The following is a 26861-nucleotide window of genomic DNA, read 5'->3' on the forward strand; positions in this document are numbered from 1 at the left end:
TCGTTTCTTGTAGGGGCACAATATGTTGTGCCCTTACCAATTTCTTACTGTAGTTAATCATGTCAAATCTTGCGCTGTAACCAAGCAAAAACATCATCAACAGAGAGTGTCAAATTCAAATCTGTTAATACTGGTAATATATCTTTACCTGTTAACAAATCCGGCAAAGAATTAGGCTGATAAACTAAAATGCAGCGCTCGCTTGGGTCAATCAACCATCCTAGCTGACTGCCATTTCGCAAACAATGTAAAATATTGCCAGTGACTTTAGTTTGACTTTGAGCAGGCGAAAGAATTTCTATTACCCAAGCAGGTGCAAAATCAATCCCACTGCTGATAATTTCACCATTTTCATCTAGTGGTAGGTGATTGCTAGAAATTACAACCACATCAGGAACTACTGAACGATTACCAAAGGTACAACGCAATTCTGGAAAAGCTTCATAGTTACTGTCTAAACTATCAATTACAGAAACTAAACGTTTTTGCAATAAACTATGTTTAGCACCGCCCATAGGTTTTTGAATCGCTTCTCCGTTAATATATTCCCAAGCTGGTGACTCTTCAATGTAGGGAAGTTTTAAGAACTCCTCAAGAGTCGTGCTTTCTTTGACGATAATTTTTCCTTGTGTCAACTCAATATTCGTCATAATTAGGTTTCTTGAAGCATAATTCTTCTGTTTTATTTCTTGCTATAATTTTGTGCATGAAATTATTTTGCTTTACAAACTAGTAAATATTAGTCTAATTAACTACGAGTAAATTAACACAAAATATTATGAAAATAAAAGCAATTATTCATCCTGCAGAAGAAGGTGGTTATTGGGCTGAAGTTCCAGCGCTACCCGGTTGTATTACTGAGGGTGAAACGATGGAAGAGGTATTAGTTAATCTAAAAGATGCAATTGAAGGATGGTTGGAAGTTGCAAATAGTAGTCACCAAGTAGAATCAAATGCTCAAATTGTTGAGATTGCGGTATGAAATCAGAACTTGAAACCTGGAACATTAAAAGCATTGGTGAAAATCGCCAATCTAACAGAAGAAGATTTGACTTAATTTATTTGGAACTCTGTCTCACCCAATTACGAAAAGCTTTAATCGTGGCATAAGCAATTCGCGCTGCACGATGCTCACCTAATTCTTCAATAATTGTTTCTAGTTCTTGCCAAGTGACATCTTGCAATAATACTTTTTGTCCTGGTGGTAGATAGATACGCTTGAACTCAAATAACATATTTTTCGCTCCAATCGCTTTTCGTTTAACGGAGTCTTCACTAATGGACACAGTAAACTGTACTAAGTCACACAATTAGTTCGGGACTGATGTTCTTCTCAACATAAGCAATACCTTTAGGCAGAAGTACACAAAAACCATTTTCATGATGTATGAGAGCTTCGTCATCTAATGATTTTAATATTTCTTTTCGATATCTACTTACATTGGCATATTTAATCCATTTTATTAAATCTGTATCGCTGACTTTATCTGGCTGCTTGTAGTATAGAATAAGTAAAGTTTTTTGATCCGTTTTCAGTTTAGTGTTCTGCACTCTTATAAAGCTGCCAACTTCTACTATAACGGGCATTTTTGTCTCGTTGATACTTTCAACAATTTTTCTTGCTTCATCAATGCTGTTGATATGATAGTTGCGTATTAGTTCAACTAATATCCAATCGGCTGACTGTGATACAAATAACGAATCAGAGTAGTTTGGGTTTACTTCTCCACCAACATGAGCAACATTTCTCTTGTTTCTAATATCAAGAAGCACCCTTGTAAGCTGAGGAATAAAAAAGCGAATACCTTCTGGTAAGCTTGTATTGCTAGTAACACGATTTATGATTTTTTGAGTATCTAGTTGCTTGCCAAACGGAGTATAATTGCCTGTGTCTAAGAACTCAATTAAACGTAGGATACACTCACTGAAACGAGCAGCATTTAATTCGGCTGGCTGAAATTTTCTGAGAAAAAACTGTTGCTTGATATGTTGATATTCTTCAATCAAAGCAATAACGATATCTTTAGGTAGCTTTGTAGACAAAGCTGCTTCAATTTGGGATCTTAGAACACTCATGATTAGTCTTAATTTCCAAAAATACTCTAAATAAGCCACCCCTCCACAAAGCTTTCAGCATCAGGTGTAAGATAATATAAACCTTCAGAGGTTCGACTGAAATATTTACTGTAGTCTTTGGTGTTAGTCAAAGCTTTTGAAAAATTGCTTTGACTAACAGAAACTGTTTTATATTTCTTAACTAGGTAGTCGTATGCTAATCCTGGTTTCACAGCATCTTGAGCTTTCAACTCTTTGGTAATATCGTATAAAGCAAGAAGAGCATATTCAACAGCAGTATTTAGCTTTCTCACATCAAAGCTGTCAAACCTCGATGTCATTTGAATCCACTGCTCAATGTTTTGAGTATCCTCTTTTGTTTTACGAGAACCTTTACTCGAATTTTTGCGGCTTGAACTCCAATATTCATTACCTTTTAAGTCTGAATCTTGCATTTCTGCAATAATTTTCTTGACTTCAGCCTGTCCACCAGGATTAAGTTTAAAAGTTCCATCAGACTTTACGAAATAGCGGCTTGCCAGATCATTCAAGTAACTTGTGTAATTTTTATCGTAAATACCATTCACTTTAGCAGCTTGATTTAGATAGTCTTTTAAGACTGGTTCGTGGCAAAGTATATTGTAAGCCCAAACATAAAGCAGGCTAAATCTCTGTTGTTGAAGCTTTTTATTTTTACCTTTATAATCAGGAGTCTTTGAAACTAGAACACCTTGTCCATCTATTTCAAAATAGTTGGCAGGTGTGTTAGTTTCTGGGGAACTTTGAACAGTAGTATTAATTGTCTGTTCTTTGGTATCTTCATATCTGTTTAGATCAACTTCTTCTTCTAATTGCTGAAAAGGAGGTAAGATTGCTTGCTGTTCCAGAACTGAAGCAGGCTTCGTAACTTTAAGAGGAGTTAAGGGAACATAACCACCAAGAACAGATGCAACCTTATCAATTGCAGTATCAGTGAAAGATAGATTCAGCTTCCTTGAATAATTTTTGTCTGACTGTTCCTCTTCAAGAGAGAAATTATTCATAGGAGTAGAATGAAGCTTAGGAGTGTCAATTAAGGTGCCACACTTGAGGCATTTGCTCTTATCTTTAAGTAAATGTTTGCTGCACTTTAGACACTTCACTTGCCGTTCACAGCTAAGGCAAAAGCTATATTCCTCATCAATTTGAGTGTCACAATATGGGCAGTTTGACACAGTTTGCTCTTCCTAATATTTGTTCAAATACTTGACTTGTTAGTATAACCGAGAGGTACTTTTTTTACAACGTTTATATATGTGGGCAAGCTCACCTCATATGACAAAAATAAAAAGCCCGCATTTGCGGGCTTTCAACATCAATTCAGCAGATTGATTTATCGTTTTACTAACTTCTTCGACATCTTGCGCAAGCGAATCGATTGAGGTGTAACTTCTACCAATTCATCTGGGCCGATATACTCTAAAGCACGTTCCAAACTCATATCTACTGGTGCTTGTAACTGCACTAATTCATCACCACCAGCAGCACGGTGGTTGGTAAGCTGCTTGGTTTTACAGATATTCAGTTCTAAGTCTTGAGGACGATTGTGTTCTCCCACAATCATACCTTTATAAACTTTAGTACCAGGAGTAATGAAGAATACACCTCTATCTTCAGCGTTTCTCATCGCATAGAAGGTAGATACACCTTCTTCAAAGGAGATGAGAACGCCTTTGTTACGGGCTTCAATATCGCCAGAAAGCTGACGGTAATCTAAGAAGCTGTGGTTCATGATACCTTCGCCACGGGTCATCCGCATGAATTCGCCACGGAAACCAATCAAACCACGGGCGGGGATAACAAACTCTAGCTGGGTGCGTTCGTTACTACCGGGTTGCATATCTTGCATTTCACCCTTGCGTTGTCCCAAGCGTTCGATACAGCTACCAACTGCGTCTGCGGGGACATCAAGAACCAAAAGTTCATAAGGTTCACAAGGTTGTCCGTTGACTTCCCGGTAAATTACCTGTGGCTGAGATACTTGAAACTCATAGCCTTCTCGGCGCATGGTTTCAATTAAAATACCCAGGTGGAGTTCTCCACGACCAGACACGAGGAATTTATCAGGAGAATCGGTTTCTTCAACACGCAAAGCTACGTTAGTTTCTAATTCTCGCAGCAAGCGATCGCGTACTTGGCGCGATGTTACCAATTTACCTTCTTGACCTGCAAATGGTGAATCATTCACCCAGAAGGTCATCTGTAAGGTAGGTTCATCTACCTTAATTAGTGGTAAAGCTTGAGGTTCATTAGGATCTGTAATTGTTTCCCCAATATTGGCATCAGCAAAACCAGCCACAGCCACAATATAACCTGCGGATGCTTCTTCCATATCCACCCGCTTCAAGCCTTCAAAGCCCATCAACTTGGTGATTTTGGCCTTGACAATTGCACCACTTTCTGTTACTAAAGCTGCTTGCTGTCCAGCGCGAATCACACCGTTGTGAATTCTGCCAATAACAATCCGTCCTAGATATTCAGAATAATCTAGGGTTGTGACTTGCAATTGCAGAGGCTTGTTAACATCACCTACTGGGGGTGGTACATGGCGGAGGATAGCTTCAAAGAGTGGTTGCATATCCACTGGTTCTGCATCCAAGTCGTCTTTGGCATAACCAGCCAAGCCAGAAGCGAATAAATAGGGGAAATCGCACTGATCTTCATCTGCGCCTAATTCTAGGAACAGATCTAATACTTTATCAATTGCGCCGTAGGGGTCAGCTTGGGGACGGTCAATCTTATTGACAACAACAATGGGGCGTAGTCCTTTTTCTAAAGCCTTTTTCAACACAAAGCGTGTTTGCGGCATCGGGCCTTCATTGGCATCGACAATCAGGATACAACCATCAACCATGCCAAGTACACGTTCGACTTCACCGCCGAAGTCAGCGTGACCTGGGGTATCAACAATATTGATTAAGGTTTCTTTGTAACGAACTGCTGTATTTTTCGAGAGGATGGTAATTCCCCGTTCCCGTTCCAAGGCGTTGGAATCCATGACGCAATCCGGAACGTCTTCACCTTCTCGGAAGATGCCGGATTGTTTGAGGAGTGCATCAACCAGGGTGGTTTTGCCGTGGTCTACGTGGGCAATAATGGCGACGTTACGAATTGGGAGCGTCATAGAAACTTTTTGTGAACTCTAGAGGGGGTTTTCAGATGTACATCGTAAATGTTATGATGCTAGGCTGTTTTAACAGAATTGAGGATAAAGTACAAACTCTGTAAAGAAGCTTTAACAATTCTAGCTTAATCGTCACAATTCCGGGGACTTTTTTAGCCATTACTTTAAATTTCAACTTGGCAACGACCATCTCGAGAAACAATAATTACCGTTGTGCCAAAATTGACTTAGTAATCGACTGATAATTTGTGACTATGCTTTGGAAATCGGGACAGCAGTTGCAGGGTGGTAAGTATAAGATTGAACAGGAATTAGGCGAGGGTGGCTTTGGTATCACTTACCGCGCTAGCAGTCATAATGGTTCCGACGTTGTCATTAAAATTGAGCTTGTTGGAGTGCAAGCCTGACAACAAACTCCATCAAGGTAAAAACTCGCAAAGCGATATTTAACAAAAACATCAAGCCAGTGATTCGGTTTTGATTCTGGAAGTAAATCGGTAAGGCAGGTAAAGAACCTCAGGCTAAGGCATTGAAATTCCTGGAGTATTGGACGGAAGAAAGAAACAGATTGAAGAAGAAGAAAGATCCACAATCTCAACAACTCCAGTTGGCAATGAAGGTTTTGATTTCCATTGATGAATGTGCTTCACTAAAACCTGTGTACTCAAGGAGAATCAAAATATGGCTATTATCAATGGCGATAACAATGCTAACACGCTCACTGGTACTAATAGTGCTGATGCTATCAAAGGCTTGGGTGGTGATGACACTATCTACGGTTTAGGTGGTAATGATAGCCTTGATGGTAATGATGGTAACGATAGAATTTACGGTGGCGATGGTGCTGACATAGTACGCGCTGGTAATGGTAACGATTACATAGACCTAGGCAGAGCTCAATTAATCACAGGTAACGAGTATAATCTTGTCGATGCTGGTGATGGTGATGATACAGTTATTGGTGGTCAAGATACTGATAGGATTTACTTATACTCTGGTGCAGACTCAGCTAATGGTGGGGATGGTAGAGATTATATATTCGGTGGTATAGGTAATGATACTATCCGTGGTGGTGGAGGTAATGATGACCTTTATGGAGAAGAAGGTAATGATACCCTCTATGGAGACAATGGCGACGACCTCCTTATTGGTGGTTTAAATAGTGATAGCGTTTATGGTGGTGCGGGTTATGACCTTATACGTGCAGCCTCTAAGATTACCTATTCTGATTTCTCTTATGAGAGTAGGAATACTGTAGATAATCTTTGGGGTGGAACTGAAGGTGATACATTCAGCTTTGGTTATCGTGTAACGTACAACGGTGTGCTTCGTACGATACAGGATTATCAAGGTGGAGGTAATGCGGACTATGCTATTATTCGTGACTTTCAGGGTGGTTATGGGTATGACCGTATTCAACTAGCTGGTAGTCCAAGTGAATACTCGCTTGACCGTATGACGCTTAATGGAGTTGAAGGAACGGGAATACGTTTTGGTACAGACTTAGTTGCCCTAGTAAAGGATAAGTTCGATCTTAGTCTGACTAACTCCAATCAATTTATTTATTTCTAGTTATTAAAGAATTAGGCTTTCAATCACAGGCAAGGCAGGAAATCGAAATCAAGTTGGGAAGACAAATGATTCGAGCCTAAGAATTACCAACAGAAATCGCACGCACAGATACAACTTTTATTACGCCTCTTAATCAGCTTCAAAAACAGATTCTTTCCGCCATGAAAATGCCTTTCTCTCTTTATTTGCTAGAACCATTACTCTGCAAGATTTAATTCCTTTTTCTGAGGTGAAAATCAGCGAACGGAAAGTCTTAATTTTGAATTTTGAATTTTGAATTTTGAATTTTGAATTGGTATTAGGACTGTCAAGGGTCAATAGTCCAAGGTCAAAGACTAGCTTTGACTTTGTACTCTTAACTTTTGATAACCTGAGTGCGAAATATACAATTTAAATGCGTAACAGCTTATGATTACTTATAAAATCTCTGTTTTACATCATTTTCACACAAGAGTGATTTGATATGTCTAAAGAACCTTGGCTAGCCGTAAACTTATCAAAAATATTTCCTGGGCTAGGACAAATATATTCAGGAAAAAAAGTTCAGGGATATTCTCTTATATTTATTGATATTGCTTTATATATAACTGCATTGTGGCTTATACTCAGTTCTGAAGGTAATATAATTATCGGCTTTGGTCTTTTAGTAAGTCTTTTTTGTGTCTGGGTGTGGAATATTTTCGATGCTTATAATGCAGCAAAAAGTCGAAATACTCCAGAATTCGAGGAACTACGCAGACAAAGTAAAGATCCTTGGCTGGCTATGTTCCTGTCACAGCTATTTTTAGGTATCGGTCACTTCTATATTGGTAAGTGGTTATTTGGCATATTCGCAGTTATCTTGATAATTGTTTCTTCAGGTATATCAAGATTTCTCCCAGCGATTATTTATGCTGTGATTTCATATCTAGCGTATGTGTTTTCCCCAGTGCATCGTCAAAGGTCAAAAAATTGGGCATTAATCATCGCAATACTGATAGCAATATCAGGTTTATTAGCTGTAGGCACTGCATTTTTTCTGAGAACATATTTAGCTGAAGCTAGATGGATACCTTCAGGCGCTATGGAACCAACTCTGCACGGTACTCCAAACCAATGGGAGGCAGATAAGGTTATTGTTAATAAGCTTAACTATCGCTTTCAAAATCCTCAACGTGGAGACATTATAGTTTTTGCACCTACCGAAGCCTTACAAAAGGAAGGATACCAGGATGCGTTTATTAAGCGTATTGTTGGGCTACCTGGTGAAAAAGTAGAATTGAAGAATGGGCAGGTTTATATTAACAACCAAGCTTTACCAGAAAACAAGTACTTGAGTTCTAATCAGAGAACTTTAATTGATGTTTGTACATCAGGATTTGAGCAACCTTACCTAGCAAAACCAGTTACTATACCACCTGCATCTTACTTAGCTTTAGGTGATAATCGCAATAGTTCCTACGATGGACGTTGCTGGGGAGTTGTACCTCGTGAATTGATTATTGGTAAAGTCAGCAAAAGATTTTTCCCTTTTAACCGCATTGGCATTATTGAATAGTCAGGCTTGGCGATTACAATAACTTTTTTAATAGCAAGGTAAATCCAGGTACAACATCTTCACCACTCAAAGTGGCTGTGGCTGGATATTGAGTGATTGAACCATCTTGGCGATAAACTAAAGCTTGCTGATTTTGACGGTCAATTAACCATCCCAACCGGACACCGTTAGCAATATACTCTGCCATCTTGGCTTTGAGTTTTTCCAAACTATCATTTTGGGAACGAATTTCTATGACGAAATCTGGTGCTAAATTGATAAACTGATCTTCTTGCTCATCCCAACCGATTGGTAAGCGTCCTTTAGCGACAAAAGCAGCATCAGGAGAACGCACAGCAGTATTTGGTAATCTAAAACCTGTACTGGCACTAAAAACTTCGCCTAAATCCTGACTTTCTACCCAATTTAATAGATAAGCTCCGGCTTTGATTTCGCGATTGCCAGAAATTCCTCCAGTTGGTGGCATAGTATCTATAGTTCCATCAGCATTGCGCTCAAACCGCAGTTCTGGGTTTTGCGAACTCATCTGCATTAATTCTCTATCTGTAACCTGATACAAAGATTGCCAGGTTACGGTTTCGCTGTTCATGATGCTTTCACATTATGGGATAAAAGAGCGATCGCTACAGAGAATAAGAAATTTTAGCGACAGATTCCCCTAACTATGAAGGTTGAAGAATGAAGCAAGAAAAATTTTCTACTTCAAACTTCAGACTTCACACTTGTTTACGCAGAACTGTATCGACTGTAACAGTCATTTTTTTGCTAGCGGAACATACTACTTACTGAAGTATCCTCGTGAATTCGCCAGATGGTTTCTCCGAGTAGATTAGCCACTGAAAGCACTACCAGTTGCGGAAAACGATTGCTTTCTGGAATAGGAATCGTGTTGGTAACGATAACTTCCTCAAACAAGCCACTAAGAGACAACCGCTCAACTGCTGGTGGGGAAAATACTGCATGAGTCGCACAGGCATATACCTGACGCGCTCCTTCTTCACGCAGTAATTTTGCACCCTCAGAAATTGTGCCGCCAGTGTCGATCATATCGTCCACTAAAACAGCAGTTTTACCCCTAACATCACCAATTACATTCATGACTTCGGCGACGTTGTGAGCCTGACGACGTTTATCAATAATCGCCAAGGGAGCATCACCCAGCTTTTTAGCAAATGCTCTAGCTCTGGCTACACCACCAACATCAGGAGAAACTACCACAATATCTGATAGCTGTTTACTCACCAGATAGTCTAATATGACTGGCGAACCATAAACATGATCGAAAGGTATGTCGAAGTAACCCTGAATCTGAGCTGAGTGTAAGTCCATTGCCAAAACACGGTTGGCTCCTGCTTGCGTGATTAGGTTAGCAACCAATTTCGCAGTAATGGATTCTCTTCCTGCTGTTTTGCGATCGGCCCGCGCATAACCATAATAAGGAATTACTGCTGTTACCTGGCGTGCAGAAGCTCGCCGACAGGCATCAATCATGATCAGCAATTCCATTAAATGATCGTTAACCGGCTGACAAGTCGGCTGGATGAGATAGACATCACAACCCCGGATAGACTCCTGGATTTGAATATAGAGTTCGCCGTCCGCAAACCTTTTTCGGATCATGGGGCCTAAGTCCATGCCCAGGTAGCGAGCGACTTCTTGAGACAGTTGTAAATTGGCAGAGCCAGAAAACAGCCGCAGGCGATTATTTTCAGTTATTCCTGTTGCAACTGGCTGCACTTTAGATAAAGTTGCAGAACTGAGCACAGCAGATCCTCGATGTGCATTCATGGCAATCTTAACATCAGCAATTTAGCAAATTTAACCGGAATTGTGTAAAAAAATATCTGTAAAAGTTAAAACATTTCTCCCGAAAATTATGATTTGCTAATTTTTGACTAAGTTTGGTAAACAAACTACTGATAGCTTAACTGAACAACAACTTTATTAACTAGAGCCATTGTTCGGATTTTTGCTTGAACTCAGAAAAATTTCACATCTCAGATTTTTGTGGGGAGATTGTTAGTTATACCTACATATTTAGGGAATGTGGTACATAATTTTTACATTTCCAACGTCATTACTCCGAGATATTCTAGAGTCGAATATGAATAATTCAACACTTAAGTAGCAGCTAACAATCCTATGATACTAACTGCACAAGCAAACAAAAATTTGAGTTATCAGGGTTTACACACAATACCTGTATGCCTATCTGTTTACCGTTAGCTAGGGTACCACAGTTAAGGCAAAGTTAAAGAGAGAAATTAGCAAAGGAAATTTTTTGTCATCAGCCTTATAGATGATATTTCAGGCGGTTGCTTGAGGATTGTTTATATCCCAGGTATCAGGTACTGACAAAGAGAGTGTAACAATAAAGTTGAGCTAGTCTGATTCTTTGTAGGCAGATTTTCGCGAAAATGCCTAAATATGATGGCAGTGGACATATTTGCCCATGAGGTAGGGTAGAATATCGCCGCAAGTAAATATCGTCAAGCCTGAAACCTATCTTGACAGAACACTTATCCCACAATTATGCAACCACCGATTACAGTTGGCACTATCTTACAAAATCGTTATCGCATTATTCAAATTCTCGGACAAGGGGGATTTGCTAGAACTTATTTAGTAGAAGATCAAAGACGGTTTAATGAACTTTGCGCTATCAAAGAATTAACTCCTACGACTGTGGGAACTTCGATGTGGGAGAAGACGCAAGAACTGTTTCAGCGAGAAGCTGCGATTTTATATCAAATCGAACATCCCCAAGTTCCCAAATTCCGCGAAAGATTTGAGCAAGACCAGCGCTTGTTTTTGGTGGAAGATTATATTGCAGGGAAAACTTACCGGAATATACTCTCAGAACGCCAAGCTTTGGGTCAAAATTTGACAGAAAATGAAGTATTACTGTTAATACGGTCGTTATTACCTGTATTAGAGCATATTCATAGTCGGGGAATTATTCACCGCGATATTTCTCCAGAGAATATTATTTTACGAGAGAGCGACTCGAAACCCGTTTTAATTGATTTTGGGGTGGTGAAAGAATTAGCAACTCGCTTGCAATCGCCTGATAGTACAGCGCCGGTGACTAGTGTGGGAAAATTAGGTTATTCTCCCAGCGAACAGATGCAAGCAGGACAAGCTTACCCTAATAGCGATTTATATGCACTAGCTGTGACAGCGATTGTGTTGCTGACTGGTAGAGAACCAAGAGAGTTATTTGATGAGAATCAATTATCGTGGAATTGGCAACAGTTTGTGCGGGTTAATCCCCAATTTGCCGAGATTATTAATCGGATGTTAAATTATCGTCCAAGCGATCGCTATCAAAATGCAAGTGATGTCATCGCCGCATTACAAGCTATCGATCGTCCTACTGCCCCTATTCCTAATAATACCTCTAATATCCAAACTGTTGCTGTAGGCGGGCGTCAACCTCAACCAGTACCATCACCTTCACCTAATCGCCCAGCACCAGCCATTCCACCCAGCAATAGTAGTTCTGTTTTAGATAATCCGTTAGCGGTTGGGGCTATTGGTAGTGCTGTAGTTATCTTAGCCGGTGTTGGTTCTTGGGCTTTAGTCAGTTCAATTCGCAGTCAGCCAAAAACACCTCAAGAAACACCAGCACAAACTTTTCCTTCACCGATTATTTCTGGTGGTAGTTTAACACCTTCACCTACACCAACTAATACTGAACCTGTGATTTTGAGTAAGCGCCTGATTTTTGGCGCAGGAAATACAGCTACAGTAGAAAATACTATTAAGGAGAATCAAATAGTTCAGTATAGTTTTGCGGCGCAAAAAGGTCAAAGATTAACTGCTGTAGTTGAACAAGGTAATGGGATTATTTTATCGATTTTAGATAATAAGAAACAACCAATTGATAATTTAGCCAATCAAGTTCCATCTTATGATGGCAGATTACTCCTAACAGGTAGATACACGATTCAATTAAGTTTAGAACCGGGAATTGCGGAAAGCGATTATATTCTCACAGTTGGATTAGAAAAATTAATTAGGGAAACACCGACACCTACATTTACACCTACACCAACCCCTACCCTATCGCCAATAATCTCACCCACGCCGACACCAAGCCCTACAGCATCGCCATCGCCAACGCCTAGCGAGACGCCAACGCCAACACCAACTCCGACTGCAACAGAAGAGCCAATTGATATACCTACTCCAAATACTAGCCCATAAAATTAAATGTAAATTTACCAATATATACAGATGGTAATTAATAGTTTATTGGTTATGAAACCAAGATAATTTATAGCCAATAAACTGCTTGTAAATAAATATAAATATAAGTATAATGAGAAATAACTATAGAAGATGTTAGTGAATTTTTCTAGAATAAATTGTTGAATACATTACTAATTACTGGCACTGATACTGAGGCGGGTAAGACTGTTTTAACAACAGCATTAGCAGCCTATTGGCAAAAATATTTTCCCCAGCGTAACTGGGGAATTATGAAACCAATTCAATCGGGAGAAGGCGATCGCGAGTGGTATCAAAAGCTGTTTTCCCTACAGCAAACGGCGGAAGAAATTACACCGTTGTATTTTCAAGCACCTCTCGCACCCCCAATCGCCGCCGCTAAGGAAAATCGCCAAGTTGATTTAGCTGTAGTTTGGCAAGCTTTTTCTAAATTGCGATCGCAACGGGAATTTGTGCTTGTAGAATCATTGGGGGGTTTAGGTTCGCCTATCACCGATGAATTGACGGTAGCAGACTTAGCCGGAGATTGGCATTTACCGACAATTTTAGTAGTACCAGTGAGATTAGGCGCGATCGCACAAGCAGTAGCTAACGTCGCCTTAGCTAGACAAGCGCGGATCGATTTAAAAGGGATTGTGCTTAACTGCGTGCAACCCCGTTCCGATGCAGAAATAGCTGATTTAACGCCACCAGAGTTAATTCAATCGCTCACCCATATTCCAGTTTTAGGCTGTTTACCTCATCTCGATAACCTGACTGATTTAGATAAACTAGCCCAAGTAGCCTCCAATTTAAATTTAGAAACACTAAATTTTTGATAACGATACACTGAGAACATAACTCATCAGCTATTCTGCTTTTAAGTTGCACAATTTATCGTGAAGGCTGTTGATGGTTGATATGTAGGGGCGGGTTTATTTGGATCTTTGTTAATAAATGAGGATATCGGTGAACCCGCCCCTACAAAGGTTGACAGCCCTGATTGATAGTTTTGCAATTTAGACGCGCATTAGCTTAAGCGTTTCCACCAGTTGTCTTCTACTAGCGTGTCTTCACAATGGTTTCTACCTTCCCAAATCCCGGTACTGTTGACTTATCTCACGTTCGCCTGTCGATTCGTTCATTGCAAACGCAACTGGTAGAATGGAGGCGATCGCTACATCAAAAACCAGAGTTAGGTTTTCAAGAAAAACTCACAGCTGAGTTTATCGCCCAAAAGTTGCAAGCATGGGGAATTGAGCATCAAACCGGTATAGCGAAAACTGGAATTGTGGCGATCGTTAAAGGTAACAAACCCGGTAACGATAAGGTATTGGCGATTCGTGCGGATATGGATGCTTTACCCATCCAGGAACTCAATCAAGTACCCTATTGTTCCCAGCATGATGGAGTAATGCACGCTTGTGGACATGATGGACATACTGCGATCGCACTAGGTACAGCTTACTATCTCCAGCAGCACCGCGATGATTTTGCTGGTACTGTAAAAATTATCTTCCAGCCAGCAGAAGAAGGGCCGGGAGGTGCAAAACCCATGATTGCAGCTGGGGTACTGAAGAACCCAGATGTAGATGCAATTATTGGCTTACACCTGTGGAATAACTTACCCTTGGGAACCGTTGGCGTGCGTCCTGGGGCATTAATGGCAGCTGTAGAATTGTTTGATTGTACAATTCGCGGTAAAGGTGGACATGGCGCAATACCCCATCAAACCGTAGATTCGATTGTTGTCGCCGCCCAAATTGTCAACGCCTTACAAACCATTGTGGCACGTAACGTTAATCCTATTGATTCTGCTGTGGTGACTGTAGGCGCGCTTCATGCTGGTACAGCACACAATGTCATTGCTGACACCGCGAATATGAAAGGTACAGTCAGGTATTTTAACCCAGCCTTTCAAGGATATTTTCACCAGCGAATTGAGCAAATAATTGCTGGATTGTGTCACAGTCATGGCGCAAGTTATGACTTTGAATATGTATCACTTTATCCCCCAGTAATTAATGATGCGGGTATTGCTGAATTAGTGCGATCCATCGCTGCAGAAGTTGTAGAAACACCCATCGGAATTGTCCCAGAATGTCAAACAATGGGTGGTGAAGATATGTCCTTTTTCTTGCAAGAAGTTCCTGGTTGCTATTTCTTCCTTGGTTCTGCAAATCCTGAAAAAGACTTAGCTTATCCCCATCATCATCCCCGGTTTGATTTTGATGAAACCGCCTTACCAATGGGTGTGGAAATATTTATTAGATTTGTCGAGAGGTTTTTGAATTAGTCAATAGTCAATAGTCAATAGTCATTGGTGATTAATAAACCTCTTGCAAAATTCGGCGTTGCTTATTTGTGGTATGATTTTTGTCTCACGCAGAGACGCAGCGAAAAGTCGGAGCGGAGGTTTCCTCCGATCTGAACTTTTCAAGACAGAGGCGCAGAGAGTAAGAGGTTGAGAACCACATCTGTAGTAGTAGGGGCACGGCACCAGTAAAATTATTGTATGTACCGAAAGATTGGTCGATGCCGTGCCCCTACAGTGTGGTCTATTTACCTGAAAATCGCTGTAAAATTATCACTATTGACTATTGACTATTGACTATTGACCCTTTGATTTCTCCTGAGTTTGCAAATCGCTATTACCTTTTTGTTCAGTTTGAGGTTGTCCCTGTTTAGCTAAATTGTCCGCAGCTTTTTGAAATAAGGGAGACATTTTATCTTGCCAATATTTAATATTAGGCAGTTTTTCGGGATGTTTTTGATAATCCAAAACCTTATCCCATTGACCTTCTCCTAAAGCGGTATTGATATCATTAAATAAAGCATCAGCTTTCGCCCAATCTTGTTGCCATTGTGCAATCATATCCGCAGTTTCTTGAAAATCAGAAGCGGCTGTTTTAGGTACAGATTTGAGTAGAGCGATCGCTCCCCATAAATCCCCGGAATTATACTTTTCCTTGGCTTGTTCCAACACTTGCACGCTGTTATCTGTAGACTGCGATCGCTCTGTTTTTTCTCCATTAGAAGTAAATGGATCGGAACGAAATGCATCTGATTGATTGGTTGATGAAGTTGCTACTTTAGGAGGTTGAGGTTTGGGCAAAGGGCGATCGGCAATTAAAGTATTATCATTTACTGTCTTAATTGCAATCCCTTTATCGCGCAAACAAGCAATCCATTGGTCATTATTGGCGATGACATCTGAATGTGCCCAAGCGGATTTTCCGGAGTTAAGTTTTACTTGTACCCATCCCAATTTAGTGCGTTTACCAGTTACCTCAAACTTACTATTATTGGTCACTGTTTGCACTACATTATCAGAATGAATCGCACTTGGTTCATAACGAATATTAGAATTACCCACCACAACAGCTAAACATTTGTTAGCTACAGCAGCATCATTATTACCTGTTAAATTTGCTGCAAAATTTTTGATACTAGGATAAACATTTGTCACAACAGCCGCAGCACCACCCGCTAACATCAACCCGACGATAAAAGGTAATGGATCTGGTTTATTAGAATCGGGACGAATAGGAACAGGTTTAGCAGCTACTTTATTCGCTGGTGCAACTGCAACAGTTTTTTGTTGTAATGCTTGAGTAGGAGTTTTATTAACTTGAGCTTGATTGCTAATATTTTGCTGTAATTCTGGGAATTTAGTACCAACCGCCATTGGCACCATAAACTGTTTGCAAGCTTGTAGCGCTTCTGTGGCGTTTTGGTAGCGGTCTTTAAAATGATAGCGTACCATTTTTGTCAAAATAGCAGCTAACTCAGAATTCACATTTACTAAATGCTGCCATAAAAGTTCGCCTGTATTCGGGTCTTCTTGCAAAGCGCCGGCTGGAACTCCAGTTAAAGCTTGGATAGCAATAATACCTAAAGAATAAAGATCGCTATTCGGACGGGGTTTACCTTGTCCCTGTTCTGTAGGCATATAACCAGGAGTACCAATGACAATTGTGGCACTTGGCTGCACCCCAGCCGTAACTAATTGTGTGCGTAATTGTTTAACCGCGCCAAAGTCTACTAAAACTAATTTACTATCAGAACTACGACGAATAATGTTATCTGGCTTAATATCGCGGTGAATTACACCTTGGCTGTGAACATATTCTAAAACGCTCAGAATTTCTACCAATAAATGAATTACCTGATTTTCACTCCAGCGCTGACCAGGTAACAGTTCTTCACTTAAAGTATTACCGTCAATAAATTCTTGGACTAAATAAAACTCTTGTTTTTCATCAAAATAAGCTAAGAGTCTAGGTATTTGGTCATGTTGTCCCAAAACTTCTAAAGTTTCGGCTTCGCTGTTAAACAAGCGCTTGGCTGTGTCAAAAACTCTGGGGTCAGAACTACTCGGCTTGAGATGCTTAACCACACAAATAGGATTACCCGGTCGTCTAGTATCTTGTGCAATGTAGGTTTGACCAAATCCTCCCGTAGCGAGGACTTTAATTACTTTGTAACGATGGTCTAGTAGCTTACCGATCATATTCCCTCCCCAGAGTTAACACCCAAATTTCCAGATGCTAATCAATATCTCCAAATTTTCCTCCATGAAATCCGCTATCTTGAGAAAAGATTTGGAATCAAAATGTAATTTTCTTAATAAACACACTTTGTTAATTTTTGTTTCACATCTTTTTTAATTAGCAATGCCACCGAAAATAAACGATTCTGTCACTTGGCAACAGGCTGAAACCCTCATGCAGCCTGCTTTCATCCGTGTAGTTGATAATATTCGCAAGCAACTAGATGTGTCTTCCTGGATTGGTACTTATCATGAGGTATTGATTTGGCCTGGGAATATCACCGATGAAACTAAAGCAATGGTGACTAATTTGTTGCAAGAAATGGAAACTGCGACACCAGAACAGGCAGATGAAATTAGAAAAACTCTTTCTCATCTACCCGTGCCCCATCCAGGATATCACCTACTTTTGCAGCGTCAAGAGCAGCAAATAACTATAGATTTATGGGATCTATGTTATCAGGTGTGTTTTATCAATTACAGCCCCGATGCAGTAAATGCCGAAGCAGTAGAAATTGACACTAGTTTAATAGATGAAATGGGAGAAGTCGATTGGCAACATTTGGAAGTCAAGACTAAAGAGTTAGTAGAACAGGTATTTGCCAATTTACCGACTGATTGACACTCCCCTATCTAAAGACGTTTGGGTTTTCAACAGGTTTCCTTATAAACTCTTTTTGCTCGCTTCTTGGTGTCTAATGCGGTTCGTTAAAAACAGGACTTACGCAAAGACAATGGGTAAATAAACCACAGAGTACGCAGAGTTCACAGAGAGAAGTCTGAGCGTCGGTTTCTGGCGATGGCTTCTCCCAAGGGGAGACGCTGCGCGAACGCCAACGTCTTCGACGAACAGAACTTCGGTGGGAATAAGAGTTTGAGAGGTTTTGTGCGTAAGTCCTAAAAAAATAAAGTGTTTCTTCAGTATAAAAATTACACTAGTTCTTGTGTAACTACTCGGCGCAAAATCTCAGTGACTTCAGTTACCATTCTCGCATCTAGCTCAACTGCATCGCGATTTTTCGCCTGTTCAATCGCCGCCGGATTAGTTTCCTGGAAAGGTTTTGCTCCCCGTAAAGCTAAACCCAAAGTTATCAAATCGGCGGGTTTCTTTCCTGATTGCGGCAAATCCAAAATAAATTGCATGAATGCGAGATAAACTATTTCTGTACTTTTGCGCGAATCGCTGTAGCCATCGCCTAATTTCGAGATAATTACTGGAGAACTAATAAAGTTTTTCAATCCCAATGTCTCAATGGCTATATCAGTATAGCGACAAGCATCTTTACCCAAAGCTTTGACAATCAGACTTAAGCTGTGCCATTGCGCACCCGGTAACCTTGCTTCCACTGGTAGCTGATGGTGCCACCCTAACATTGTCAGCAACCGGAGTAAATCGTATGCAGTCACAAGATTATCGCCTCTAGTTGTTTCTGGTGCAGCACTGAGCAAGACTTTTTTTGTGTTTAAATCAAACAATTCAGGCTGGTTAATAAAAGGATCTTCACCATAACGTCCCCGAAAAACTAAATCTTGGTTTCCAGTAACTTTTTTGACCCAGGCTTCTAAACCTTCCCAAGTCTCGAAGCGTTTGCACATAGCAGCTAGTGAATTAGAACTGGCTACTTTTTGTTGATAGCTAATAATGTCAGATGCAATATCTAAAAATGGAGTATCTTTCTGACGCTTGGCTGGGTCTCTAATTACACAATTTTCTAAGCTGGATTGAAAGAATTTTGTATTCGCTTGAGATACTATATTCAGCAAAGGAATGATTTTCGTACCGCTCCAAAATTGATTTTTATTGAGGGCATTTCTCCCCAGCCAATGAGCTTTGATTTTCCCTTCATTGACGCGACCAATACAGATACAAGCTTCTTTAATATCTGAATGGATAAACTCTAAACCTTGGCGGTCAATTTGCGGCATTTCCCCGACTTTAGGATAAGGTTTAAAGATTAAATCTTCAGGATTTGCTTGTTGTTTTAGCCGCTCTGGATAATTATTAATATCTTGTAGATAAGGCGAAGTTTCTACACCTCTGTATAATATTGCTAGTTTCTCAGCAGTGGAACCTGCATTAATTCCCTCTTTGAGAAATTTGTCAAAAATCTTGTCTTTATTCTTAGCTTGCTCTAGGGTGTTTTGCAGATTGGTGATTGTGCTATTTGCTGGTGTTTGATTAGTTGTATTGGAAGAATTAGTCATAACACGCTCCAATTGCCTAAATATTTGGTTATTAGCTGAATTTCTGCTGGCATTGTATCTTATTTATCGAAAGCGGCGGGAAACTCCATTCCCTTGTGGGTGGAGAGGGACAGTCGCCCCGCCGCTTGGGGCATTGGGCATTGGGCATTGGGCATGATGAACCTGTGGCTAGCCAAAAAATGTATCTCCGATATGACAAGACTTTGATGTAGCGATCGCTCTAGATAATCTGGGGAAGATACAATATCATTTAGTGTTTTGCTGCTAACTCTTATCGCCCCATGCTACCAGTCATCTATTCTGATGAGTTTCTAGATCACAAGACTGGAAATTACCACCCAGAAACACCAGAACGTTTAACCGCGATCGCCAATGCTATCAAAGCAGCTAATTTTGCCGAGCAAATTTCCTGGCGATCGCCGACACCAGTTTTAGAAAATTCATCGCTGATGTCTGTACTGTTACAAGCGCACACCGCAGATTACATCCACAAAATCCAGGCGATCGCGATCGCAGGTGGCGGTTATTTAGATGGAGATACGCCAGTATCACCTCGCAGTTATGATGTGGCATTGTTAGCAGTTAGTGCTTGGTTGGATGGCGTTAACACTGTATTAACTAGCGAAAATCCCGCCTTTGTCCTCGCCCGTCCCCCCGGACATCATGCGGAAAGTGATGCAGGTATGGGCTTTTGTTTATTTTCTAATGCGGCGATCGCTGCTTTTTACGCCCTACAACAACCAGGAGTGAATCGCGTCGCTATCCTCGATTGGGATGTACATCACGGTAATGGTACTCAGGCGATCGTTGAAAATCAGCCGCAAATCGCCTACTGTTCTCTTCATCAATACCCCTGCTACCCCGGTACCGGTCGAGCCTCAGAACGTGGCTTGCATAATAATGTTTTAAATGTACCCATACCTCCAGGTAGCAATATAGCTGTATATCAACCCATATTTGAAAAGTCGGTAATTCCCTTTTTAACTCAATTTCAGCCAGATTTACTGATTATTAGCGCCGGTTACGATGCTAACGCTGACGATCCCTTAGCCAGTATCAATTTGCAACCAGCAGATTATGGTTTATTCGTGGATTATTGTTTAGGACTAACGCGCAAAATTCTTTTTGGCTTAGAAGGTGGCTATGATTTAGACTCACTTTCCGAATCAGTTATCAGCACCATCGAACGCTGCCTAGTTTAGGCTTTGATGAGAGACTTTTAGTTCTCGCACACAACTCTTAACATTTCTTCATGAAGTTTTATTACACCGAGCGATCGGGCTGTGACTTTAACAGACCAAATCAAGGCAAACTACCAGCAAATAGCTGTGCCTGGTTAGGTAATTTTGAAGTTTTAGTAAGCTATTGACAAAAAATTTTTTGCCGTCAATTAGCATGAGTCTAATATCACATTAAATCCTAGTATTTTTATCGGTAAAAGTTTGGCTATAGTTGCTTTTGTTTCGGCTTTTTAGTCTCAAGAAAAAGCTTTAAAGCAAAAGTACTTTCATATTGATGAAAAACAGAATTTATATTAAAGCGTATTGAAAATAACTTAAGCGTTCAGTATTTATATTTATAGATAAATTGATTTATTTTTAACATAAATCGATTTTCAGTATTGAATTGTACCAATCATCGGTCAAGTTCATGGAATCTTCAAAAAGAAAAAATTCGAGATATGTTTTTAAACAGCTAAAGTTTTGTTAAGATGCAATTGCTAGGAAGTTCTCAACGAAATACACCAATCAGGGTGTGAAGAGATTAAACAGCACTAGCAACACAGAGTTATAAAAGGTGAAGTGTAATGACCACCTACATTTTCTTCAACGATGCCCTGCAAATGCTTGTCAATGCCTTTTTAATATCAGCAATAGTGCTTATAGCAGCTTCTGGTATAGGTTTGGCAGTGATCGAAACAATTGAAAAGACTGGAGAACGCTAAATTCGTACCTGGCTGTCTGCTGTTTGCCAAAAACCTATTCAGTGCAAGTGTTCGCTGTTAAGAAATCTTGGGAACACTAAACTTATGAAAGTCTTACAGCGTTACAGGCTAACCTAAAAGTTGTGAAACTTGTAGGAAACTGTACTGCTATTGAGACCTCAATCAAGGAGCAACTACAATGGGTTTGTTGGATACCGTATTAGATACAGAAAGCCAGGTTCAAGTGACACTTAGTCCAGCAGAAGCCTTTGCTGCTATTACCTTGGCTGCAACCGCTATAGACGGTTATTTGTCAGAGAATGACGCGCGTTGTATATCCTCAGTTTTATTACGGTCAAAGCTTTTTAGAAACTATACCAACGAGTTGATGTGCAGGTTATTTGACAAAATCCTGAGCATCCTCCGGCGTGATGGGATGAATGTTTTATTCGATGCGGCGAAAGCATCCCTCAGTCCAGAATTGCGAGAAGCAGCTTTTGCTGTAGCTACAGATTTACTACTTTCTGAGAGTATAGTTACAGAAGAAGAAAAATATTTTTTAACCGATTTGTATCAGGCCTTGGGGATATCCAGAGAAGTAGCGATACAAATCGTCCAGGTGATCTCGATCAAGAACCGGGGATAGGATAACTGAATTACACTCTAATAGCGATCGCTATTATGTAGACGATCTCACAAAAAAATAATATTAAACTCCATTAAAAGTTGTGTAGGGGCAGGCAAAGATCTTATCGCTAAACCTGCCCCTAATTTTTTACCTAATCCTCCAGATCCCGAATTCAATTCGGAATGTTTATAAGCTAATTCGCTGCTAAATTGCATAACTACTAATCAGGGCTGTCAACAGTCAACAGTCAACCGTCAACCGTCAACAGCCCTCAAGATGGATTGTGCAACTTAAAAGCAGAATAGCTAATTAACGGCGTCTACCACCAAAAGAAGGCGCGCGCCGACCGCTACTACGTCCACCGCTACCAAAGCTACTACCGCTAGGACTGCGTCTGGAAGATCCAGAATTAGAAGGTCTAAGTTCGCTACCACCAAAACCAGAACCGCTAGGACGGCTATTAGTATTGCGATTTGGGGTATTACGTACCGATGAGCCGCTAGGATATGTTCTTCTAATTGTCCCTGTAGTGCGGAATGCAGTGCGATTTCTCACGGCTGCTGGTGGTTGATTATAACGGCTGCGGTAGCTAGAAACTGCTTGATCGTAGCTGCTACCATATCCACCATAACCAACCAAAACTCCTCCGGGTTGGTAGACAGGAGGTACATAATATTGGGGTCTAAACAACAGACTACCGATTGCCTGACCTGCTATATTACCAGCCACAGCCGCCGCAAAGGGTGTCCAGAAACTATTCTCTTGACGGACTACAACTGTTTCTTGCTGTCCTGTTTGGGGATTAGTTTTGTTTTCTACGACATTATGGACGTACTCAATTTTAAAGTCTTCTGTTAAATATAAGACGGGCTGTCCATTTTCTACTTTTAAATAGCTTTTCTTACCTTCTTTGATTTCTTCATCTGTCAGCCGAGCCATTTGTAAGTTCTCGGTGACAAAGGTTGGGGGTTTGCTGTTAATCAAAAATAGCGTGTACTCGCCAGTACCATCATCGTAAGTGGCTTGTTGTAATTGATACTGTCCATCACTCAGTTTGGTATTGACAGCAGTTTGGCTCACATTTTTGGCTGGAGAGTTGGCTTGGTCGGAACCTCCTCCACAGGCTACTGTTGTTAAGCACAAACTCATGGCTAAACACACTGCTGTAAATTTACGCAATATGGTCATAATCATTGCACTAGTATCCTTATATGAGCTTAACAATTTCTCTTGACATCTTGTAAGTACGGACTACCCCACCAATTACAAGGGAATTAATTCTGGATAAAATTGCAACAGCTGATCTTTAGTCAGTTCATCACCTAATTGTGCTGGTGAAAAATGCACCTGTACAGCCCGTAATTTATGATTGTAGTGTAGATTAATCAGGGCTTTTAAACCTTGCTTCAAGGCTTGAACGTTAGATAAATCAGTTTCTAACTCTGGTACTTCTCCTTCAAAAGCCACCGTAATCATCACAATAATATTGCGGGTTGCAGGTAGAGATAAAGGATCGTTAAATCCAGAATCATCATTTAAATCTAGTTCTGCACCATATCTTGCAGCAGAGTCGCTAAACAGTTCGTTGACGTAATCTCCGGCTTCGCCTTCATTCCAAAATACGTCACCTTCATTAGCAGCAGAAAGCCAGTAATCGTCATACCGCGTTAGGGTTTCACAGATTTCTACTAAGCCTTCGCCTAACACTTCCATGTCGCCTTCGGCATCAATTGCATCTCTAGCGGCACTATTAAATATACCTAAAATTGGCGCTACTTCTGAGCCGCCTAAATGTAGAAATAAGCGGCAGACTACATAGCGAGTCCGCCCGATCATTTTATTAAAAGTATCGCGCATCTGTATCCTCCATCCATTTATCAGTTATTCAAGAATGATTATTTCACTGACAATTGTTCATTCTTCAATATAATGAAAACTTTTAACAAAATCCTTAATCATTTTGATTGTAGGCAATAGATATTGGCTAGATTCACTGGATATAGTATCAAAAAATGAAGCATTGTTATCAGATTGACTAATAAATCGTTTGCCGAAATAGGGATTGTCGTAAATAATTAAAGTTTGGGCACTAGAATTGGTTAAAATTGTTTGGGTAGGAGTTTTAAAGAATTTTAATTTAGCTGCTAACGCCAGAGTTTTTTGTACTTCCTTAAGGGACTGAGCCTTATTTCTAGCTTCGTCGATCGCTGCCCTTAATTGCCTCACCCGATGGGGTATTTTTACACCCATGTAAGAAATATCTTCACCTTTAATTATGTCTATCACATCTTCGATACTTTGTTGCGTGCTGGCAGCATCCATAAATGGCAAAATAGCTATATAAGCTAGGGGAAATAAGTCTTCGTCACGCTCCACCCGGAAGGTAAAAACCGTCCGCCGACGGCCAATTTCCATAGTTGGTGGTTGTTTAAGTCGGCGATATTGGCGGGAAATTTGGTAGTAAGCCCCAGCTAGGGTAAAGTTGGCTTCATGTTCCAAGGGGGCGTCAACAATAATTCTGATGGTGGGGGAGGTTTCATTAAAAAAGTCTCGCGCATCTTCGGCGTTAAACTTTTGGATGATGGAGCGATCGCCTGTAGGGGAAAGATCAATCCACTCACAAGTTATACCTTCAGTTTTCAAGCCATACCGAGATGTGGCGTAAAGTTTCGCTCCAGTGAGTATGGCTGATGTTAAGTCAGCGCCGTTCCATTCTGCTTTAATTAATTTTGCTTGGGTTAGATCGGCATGTACTAAACTGGCATTGGTTAAATTAGCATTGCTTAAATCTGTGCTAATTAACTTCGCCCCGCTTAATTTAGCGCCGCTTAAATCAGCCCAGCGCAGGTTAGCACCACTTAAATCAGCCCAGCGCAGGTTAGCGCCGCTTAAATCGGCTCCACTGAGGTTAGCGCGGCTGAGGTTGGCTTTTCTGAGTTCCGCATCGCGCAAATTAGCACCACTCAAATCTGTATGTACCAAATCAGCAGAGTGGAGATTCGCCATTTCTAAGTTTGCAGCTATTAAGGAAGAACCCCGCAAAATTGCACCGCTTAAATTAGCTTTGCGAAAATTGGCTTGTCTGAGAGTGGCTTCTCGCAAATCGGCGCTGGTGAGGTTAGCAGCGGACAGATCTGCACCACTAAGATTGGCTCTAATCATCTCAGCCCGAATTAATGAGGCTTCCCGCAATTGGGCTTGATTTAAGTCAGCGCGGATTAAATTGGCAACATTGAGACTAGCTTGATTGAGAATCGCCTGAGCCAGATTGGCACCGCTAAGTCTAGCAACATTGAGTATGGCATTAGTTAAGTTAGCTTTACTGAGATTAGCACCGCTTAAATTAATCACACTCATATTAGCTTGAGTGAGATTGACGCCTACTAGCTTGACCCTACTTAAATTGGCTTCCGAGAGGTCAATACCGCTAAAGTCATAAACTCCGGCTGTGTATTTTCTCAACAAGTCTTCTACAGTCATAAATACTACCCCTCAGATGCCAACTTTAAATTGGTGGTCAAGTACACAGAAAATACTTAAAAGATTAACTATCAAAATCAAAAATGAAAATTGGAATTGTCGGACTGGGACTGATCGGTGGCTCCTTGGGTTTCGATTTGCGATCGCAAGGACATGAAGTTTTCGGAGTGAGTCGTCGTCAATCAACCTGCCAAAAGGCGGTATCTCTGGGGAGCGTTGATGAGGCTGCAGTGGATCTGAGTCTCTTAGCTACCACAGAAGTGGTATTTATTTGTACACCGATAGCTCTTATTGTTCCCCAAGTTCAACAATTAATTGCGCACTTACCTGCTACCACAGTTATTACTGATGTGGGATCGGTAAAAGCACCGATAGTTCAAGCTATATCCCCTTTATGGCAGAATTTCGTCGGCGGTCATCCAATGGCGGGAACTGCAGATAGCGGTATCGAAGCCGCACAACGGCATTTATTTGTCGATCGCCCTTATGTACTGACACCAACTGAGACAACACCCACCGCCGCCGTTTTAGTATTAGAAGAAATAGTGCGATCGCTTGGTGCAAAAATTTACCATTGTCAGCCAGAACAACACGACCGCGCTGTCAGTTGGATTTCCCATTTACCTGTAATGGTCAGCGCTTCCTTAATTGCAGCTTGTATGGGTGAAACCGACCCCACAGTGTTACAACTAGCGAAAAACTTAGCTAGTTCCGGTTTTCGCGATACCAGCCGCGTTGGTGGCGGTAATCCAGAGTTAGGGGTAATGATGGCGCAATTTAATCAGCAAGCGTTGCTGGGGTCATTACAACAATATCGCCAGCAGCTTGATGAAGTAATTAAGTTAATAGAACAGGAAGATTGGACAGCTTTAGAGGCAAAATTGCAATCTACGCAAAAAGTTCGCCCCGATTTTGTTGATTAAGGGTCTGTTTTGGGCATTGGGCATGGGGCATTGGGCATTGGTTAAGTATTTCTTTCCCCCTGCACCCTGCACCCTGCCCCCCTGCCTTGTCCCGCTTCCCTCATCCCCTCACTGAGCTAAGTTGAGGCACTGCTCCATAACCTATAGATATTAATAAGCAGAACTTATCAACTAATTAAGTAAATTTTTTGAGAAACTTCTTTACAATCCGTTACAAAGTCTCTAAGATAAAAACATCATAAGTAATTATTCCTGCGTACAACAACGCAAGTAGCAATCATAAAACCATGACAGCAACTCTACAACAGCGCTCAAGCGCCAACGTATGGGATCGCTTCTGCGAATGGATTACCAGCACCAACAACCGTTTATACATCGGTTGGTTCGGCGTCCTGATGATCCCCACCCTCTTAGCAGCTACAGCTTGCTTCGTAATCGCCTTCATCGCTGCACCTCCAGTAGACATCGATGGTATCCGCGAACCAGTTGCAGGTTCCTTAATCTACGGAAACAACATCATCTCTGGTGCAGTTGTTCCTTCCTCCAACGCTATCGGTTTACACTTCTACCCCATTTGGGAAGCAGCTTCCTTAGATGAGTGGTTGTACAA

23 protein-coding genes and 2 pseudogenes are annotated in these 26861 nt (G+C 40.9%); 13 read left to right on the forward strand and 12 right to left on the reverse strand.

Annotation, left to right across the window (positions count from 1 at the left end):
- Positions 1-62: 62 nt before the first annotated feature.
- Entirely contained in the window at positions 63-650 is a 588-nt protein-coding gene (locus H6G08_RS16175; protein ID WP_190544536.1) for a Uma2 family endonuclease, read from the reverse strand.
- 128 nt (positions 651-778) lie between these two features.
- Here H6G08_RS16175 and H6G08_RS16180 point away from each other — a divergent pair, with 128 nt between their 5' ends.
- Complete coding sequence (locus tag H6G08_RS16180) at positions 779-982, forward strand: type II toxin-antitoxin system HicB family antitoxin (protein WP_190544539.1); 204 nt, start codon at positions 779-781, stop codon at positions 980-982.
- Positions 983-1058: 76 nt separating this feature from the next.
- Here H6G08_RS16180 and H6G08_RS16185 read toward each other — a convergent pair whose 3' ends face one another.
- From H6G08_RS16185 to typA, 4 genes are all read right to left on the reverse strand, one after another.
- Positions 1059-1235, reverse strand: a complete 177-nt coding sequence (locus tag H6G08_RS16185) for a hypothetical protein (protein WP_242046174.1) — start codon at positions 1233-1235, stop codon at positions 1059-1061.
- Positions 1236-1302: 67 nt separating this feature from the next.
- A complete protein-coding gene (locus tag H6G08_RS16190) occupies positions 1303-2076 on the reverse strand; it encodes a hypothetical protein (RefSeq protein WP_190544542.1) in 774 nt (257 codons plus the stop codon).
- 26 nt (positions 2077-2102) lie between these two features.
- Entirely contained in the window at positions 2103-3098 is a 996-nt protein-coding gene (locus tag H6G08_RS16195) for a hypothetical protein (RefSeq protein WP_190544545.1), read from the reverse strand.
- A gap of 329 nt (positions 3099-3427) precedes the next feature.
- Positions 3428-5218 carry a translational GTPase TypA gene (typA, locus tag H6G08_RS16200; protein WP_096642436.1) on the reverse strand — a complete coding sequence of 597 codons (1791 nt, stop codon included), beginning with the start codon at positions 5216-5218 and terminating at the stop codon, positions 3428-3430.
- A 254-nt stretch (positions 5219-5472) separates the two neighbouring features.
- Between typA and H6G08_RS16205 the strand changes: the two genes are divergently transcribed.
- The 3 genes and pseudogenes from H6G08_RS16205 to lepB form a co-directional block, all read left to right on the forward strand.
- Entirely contained in the window at positions 5473-5625 is a 153-nt protein-coding gene (locus H6G08_RS16205) for a hypothetical protein (RefSeq protein WP_190544548.1), read from the forward strand.
- Positions 5626-5857: 232 nt separating this feature from the next.
- The gene (locus H6G08_RS16210) at positions 5858-6790 is read left to right on the forward strand and encodes a calcium-binding protein (RefSeq protein WP_190544552.1); all 933 of its coding nucleotides are present in this window, start codon (positions 5858-5860) and stop codon (positions 6788-6790) included.
- Between the two features lie 985 nt (positions 6791-7775).
- A pseudogene (gene lepB, locus H6G08_RS37520) lies at positions 7776-8327 on the forward strand (signal peptidase I); the annotation flags it as partial.
- A 13-nt stretch (positions 8328-8340) separates the two neighbouring features.
- On the opposite strand, the gene H6G08_RS16220 reads toward lepB, so the two are convergent.
- On the reverse strand, positions 8341-8916 hold the full coding sequence (locus tag H6G08_RS16220) for a Uma2 family endonuclease (RefSeq protein WP_190544558.1): 576 nt from the start codon (positions 8914-8916) through the stop codon (positions 8341-8343).
- A gap of 176 nt (positions 8917-9092) precedes the next feature.
- Positions 9093-10115: a ribose-phosphate pyrophosphokinase gene (locus tag H6G08_RS16225; RefSeq protein ID WP_190544560.1), complete on the reverse strand. Its 1023-nt coding sequence runs from the start codon at positions 10113-10115 to the stop codon at positions 9093-9095.
- A gap of 744 nt (positions 10116-10859) precedes the next feature.
- Between H6G08_RS16225 and H6G08_RS16230 the strand changes: the two genes are divergently transcribed.
- The 3 genes from H6G08_RS16230 (at position 10860) to H6G08_RS16240 (ending at position 14835) form a co-directional block, all read left to right on the forward strand.
- Positions 10860-12536, forward strand: a complete 1677-nt coding sequence (locus tag H6G08_RS16230) for a serine/threonine-protein kinase (protein ID WP_190544563.1) — start codon at positions 10860-10862, stop codon at positions 12534-12536.
- A gap of 164 nt (positions 12537-12700) precedes the next feature.
- On the forward strand, positions 12701-13378 hold the full coding sequence (gene bioD / locus H6G08_RS16235) for a dethiobiotin synthase (RefSeq protein WP_190544566.1): 678 nt from the start codon (positions 12701-12703) through the stop codon (positions 13376-13378).
- A gap of 239 nt (positions 13379-13617) precedes the next feature.
- Complete coding sequence (locus H6G08_RS16240) at positions 13618-14835, forward strand: M20 family metallopeptidase (RefSeq protein WP_190544569.1); 1218 nt, start codon at positions 13618-13620, stop codon at positions 14833-14835.
- Positions 14836-15150: 315 nt separating this feature from the next.
- Here H6G08_RS16240 and H6G08_RS16245 read toward each other — a convergent pair whose 3' ends face one another.
- Positions 15151-17052: a protein kinase domain-containing protein gene (locus tag H6G08_RS16245; RefSeq protein WP_190544572.1), complete on the reverse strand. Its 1902-nt coding sequence runs from the start codon at positions 17050-17052 to the stop codon at positions 15151-15153.
- Positions 17053-17215: 163 nt separating this feature from the next.
- On the opposite strand from H6G08_RS16245, the gene H6G08_RS16250 reads away from it, so the two are divergent.
- Positions 17216-17713 (forward strand): hypothetical protein, encoded by a 498-nt coding sequence (locus H6G08_RS16250; protein ID WP_190544575.1) that lies wholly within the window; start codon positions 17216-17218, stop codon positions 17711-17713.
- Between the two features lie 308 nt (positions 17714-18021).
- On the opposite strand, the gene H6G08_RS16255 is transcribed toward H6G08_RS16250, so the two are convergent.
- Positions 18022-19296 carry a hypothetical protein gene (locus tag H6G08_RS16255; RefSeq protein WP_190544578.1) on the reverse strand — a complete coding sequence of 425 codons (1275 nt, stop codon included), beginning with the start codon at positions 19294-19296 and terminating at the stop codon, positions 18022-18024.
- 281 nt (positions 19297-19577) lie between these two features.
- On the opposite strand from H6G08_RS16255, the gene H6G08_RS16260 reads away from it, so the two are divergent.
- The 3 genes from H6G08_RS16260 to H6G08_RS16270 all read left to right on the forward strand — a co-directional run bounded on the left by H6G08_RS16260 (position 19578) and on the right by H6G08_RS16270 (position 21866).
- Positions 19578-20498 carry a histone deacetylase family protein gene (locus H6G08_RS16260; protein ID WP_190544581.1) on the forward strand — a complete coding sequence of 307 codons (921 nt, stop codon included), beginning with the start codon at positions 19578-19580 and terminating at the stop codon, positions 20496-20498.
- Between the two features lie 605 nt (positions 20499-21103).
- Positions 21104-21241, forward strand: a complete 138-nt coding sequence (locus tag H6G08_RS16265) for a hypothetical protein (RefSeq protein ID WP_190544584.1) — start codon at positions 21104-21106, stop codon at positions 21239-21241.
- Positions 21242-21419: 178 nt separating this feature from the next.
- Positions 21420-21866 (forward strand): tellurite resistance TerB family protein, encoded by a 447-nt coding sequence (locus tag H6G08_RS16270; RefSeq protein WP_190544587.1) that lies wholly within the window; start codon positions 21420-21422, stop codon positions 21864-21866.
- Between the two features lie 291 nt (positions 21867-22157).
- Here H6G08_RS16270 and H6G08_RS16275 read toward each other — a convergent pair whose 3' ends face one another.
- From H6G08_RS16275 to H6G08_RS16285, 3 genes are all read right to left on the reverse strand, one after another.
- Positions 22158-23042, reverse strand: a complete 885-nt coding sequence (locus H6G08_RS16275) for a hypothetical protein (protein WP_190544590.1) — start codon at positions 23040-23042, stop codon at positions 22158-22160.
- Between the two features lie 69 nt (positions 23043-23111).
- Positions 23112-23705, reverse strand: coding sequence for a DUF1517 domain-containing protein (locus tag H6G08_RS16280; protein ID WP_190544593.1), 594 nt, complete (start codon positions 23703-23705; stop codon positions 23112-23114).
- 57 nt (positions 23706-23762) lie between these two features.
- Entirely contained in the window at positions 23763-25328 is a 1566-nt protein-coding gene (locus H6G08_RS16285; protein ID WP_190544596.1) for a pentapeptide repeat-containing protein, read from the reverse strand.
- Between the two features lie 83 nt (positions 25329-25411).
- Between H6G08_RS16285 and H6G08_RS16290 the strand changes: the two genes are divergently transcribed.
- Positions 25412-26251 carry a prephenate/arogenate dehydrogenase gene (locus H6G08_RS16290; protein WP_190544599.1) on the forward strand — a complete coding sequence of 280 codons (840 nt, stop codon included), beginning with the start codon at positions 25412-25414 and terminating at the stop codon, positions 26249-26251.
- Positions 26252-26538: 287 nt separating this feature from the next.
- Positions 26539-26861: pseudogene (locus tag H6G08_RS16295) on the forward strand (photosystem II q(b) protein); the annotation flags it as partial.

The sequence above is a fragment of the Calothrix anomala FACHB-343 genome (assembly GCF_014696435.1).
In the GTDB taxonomy this organism is placed as follows: Bacteria; Cyanobacteriota; Cyanobacteriia; order Cyanobacteriales; family Nostocaceae; genus Aulosira; species Aulosira anomala_A.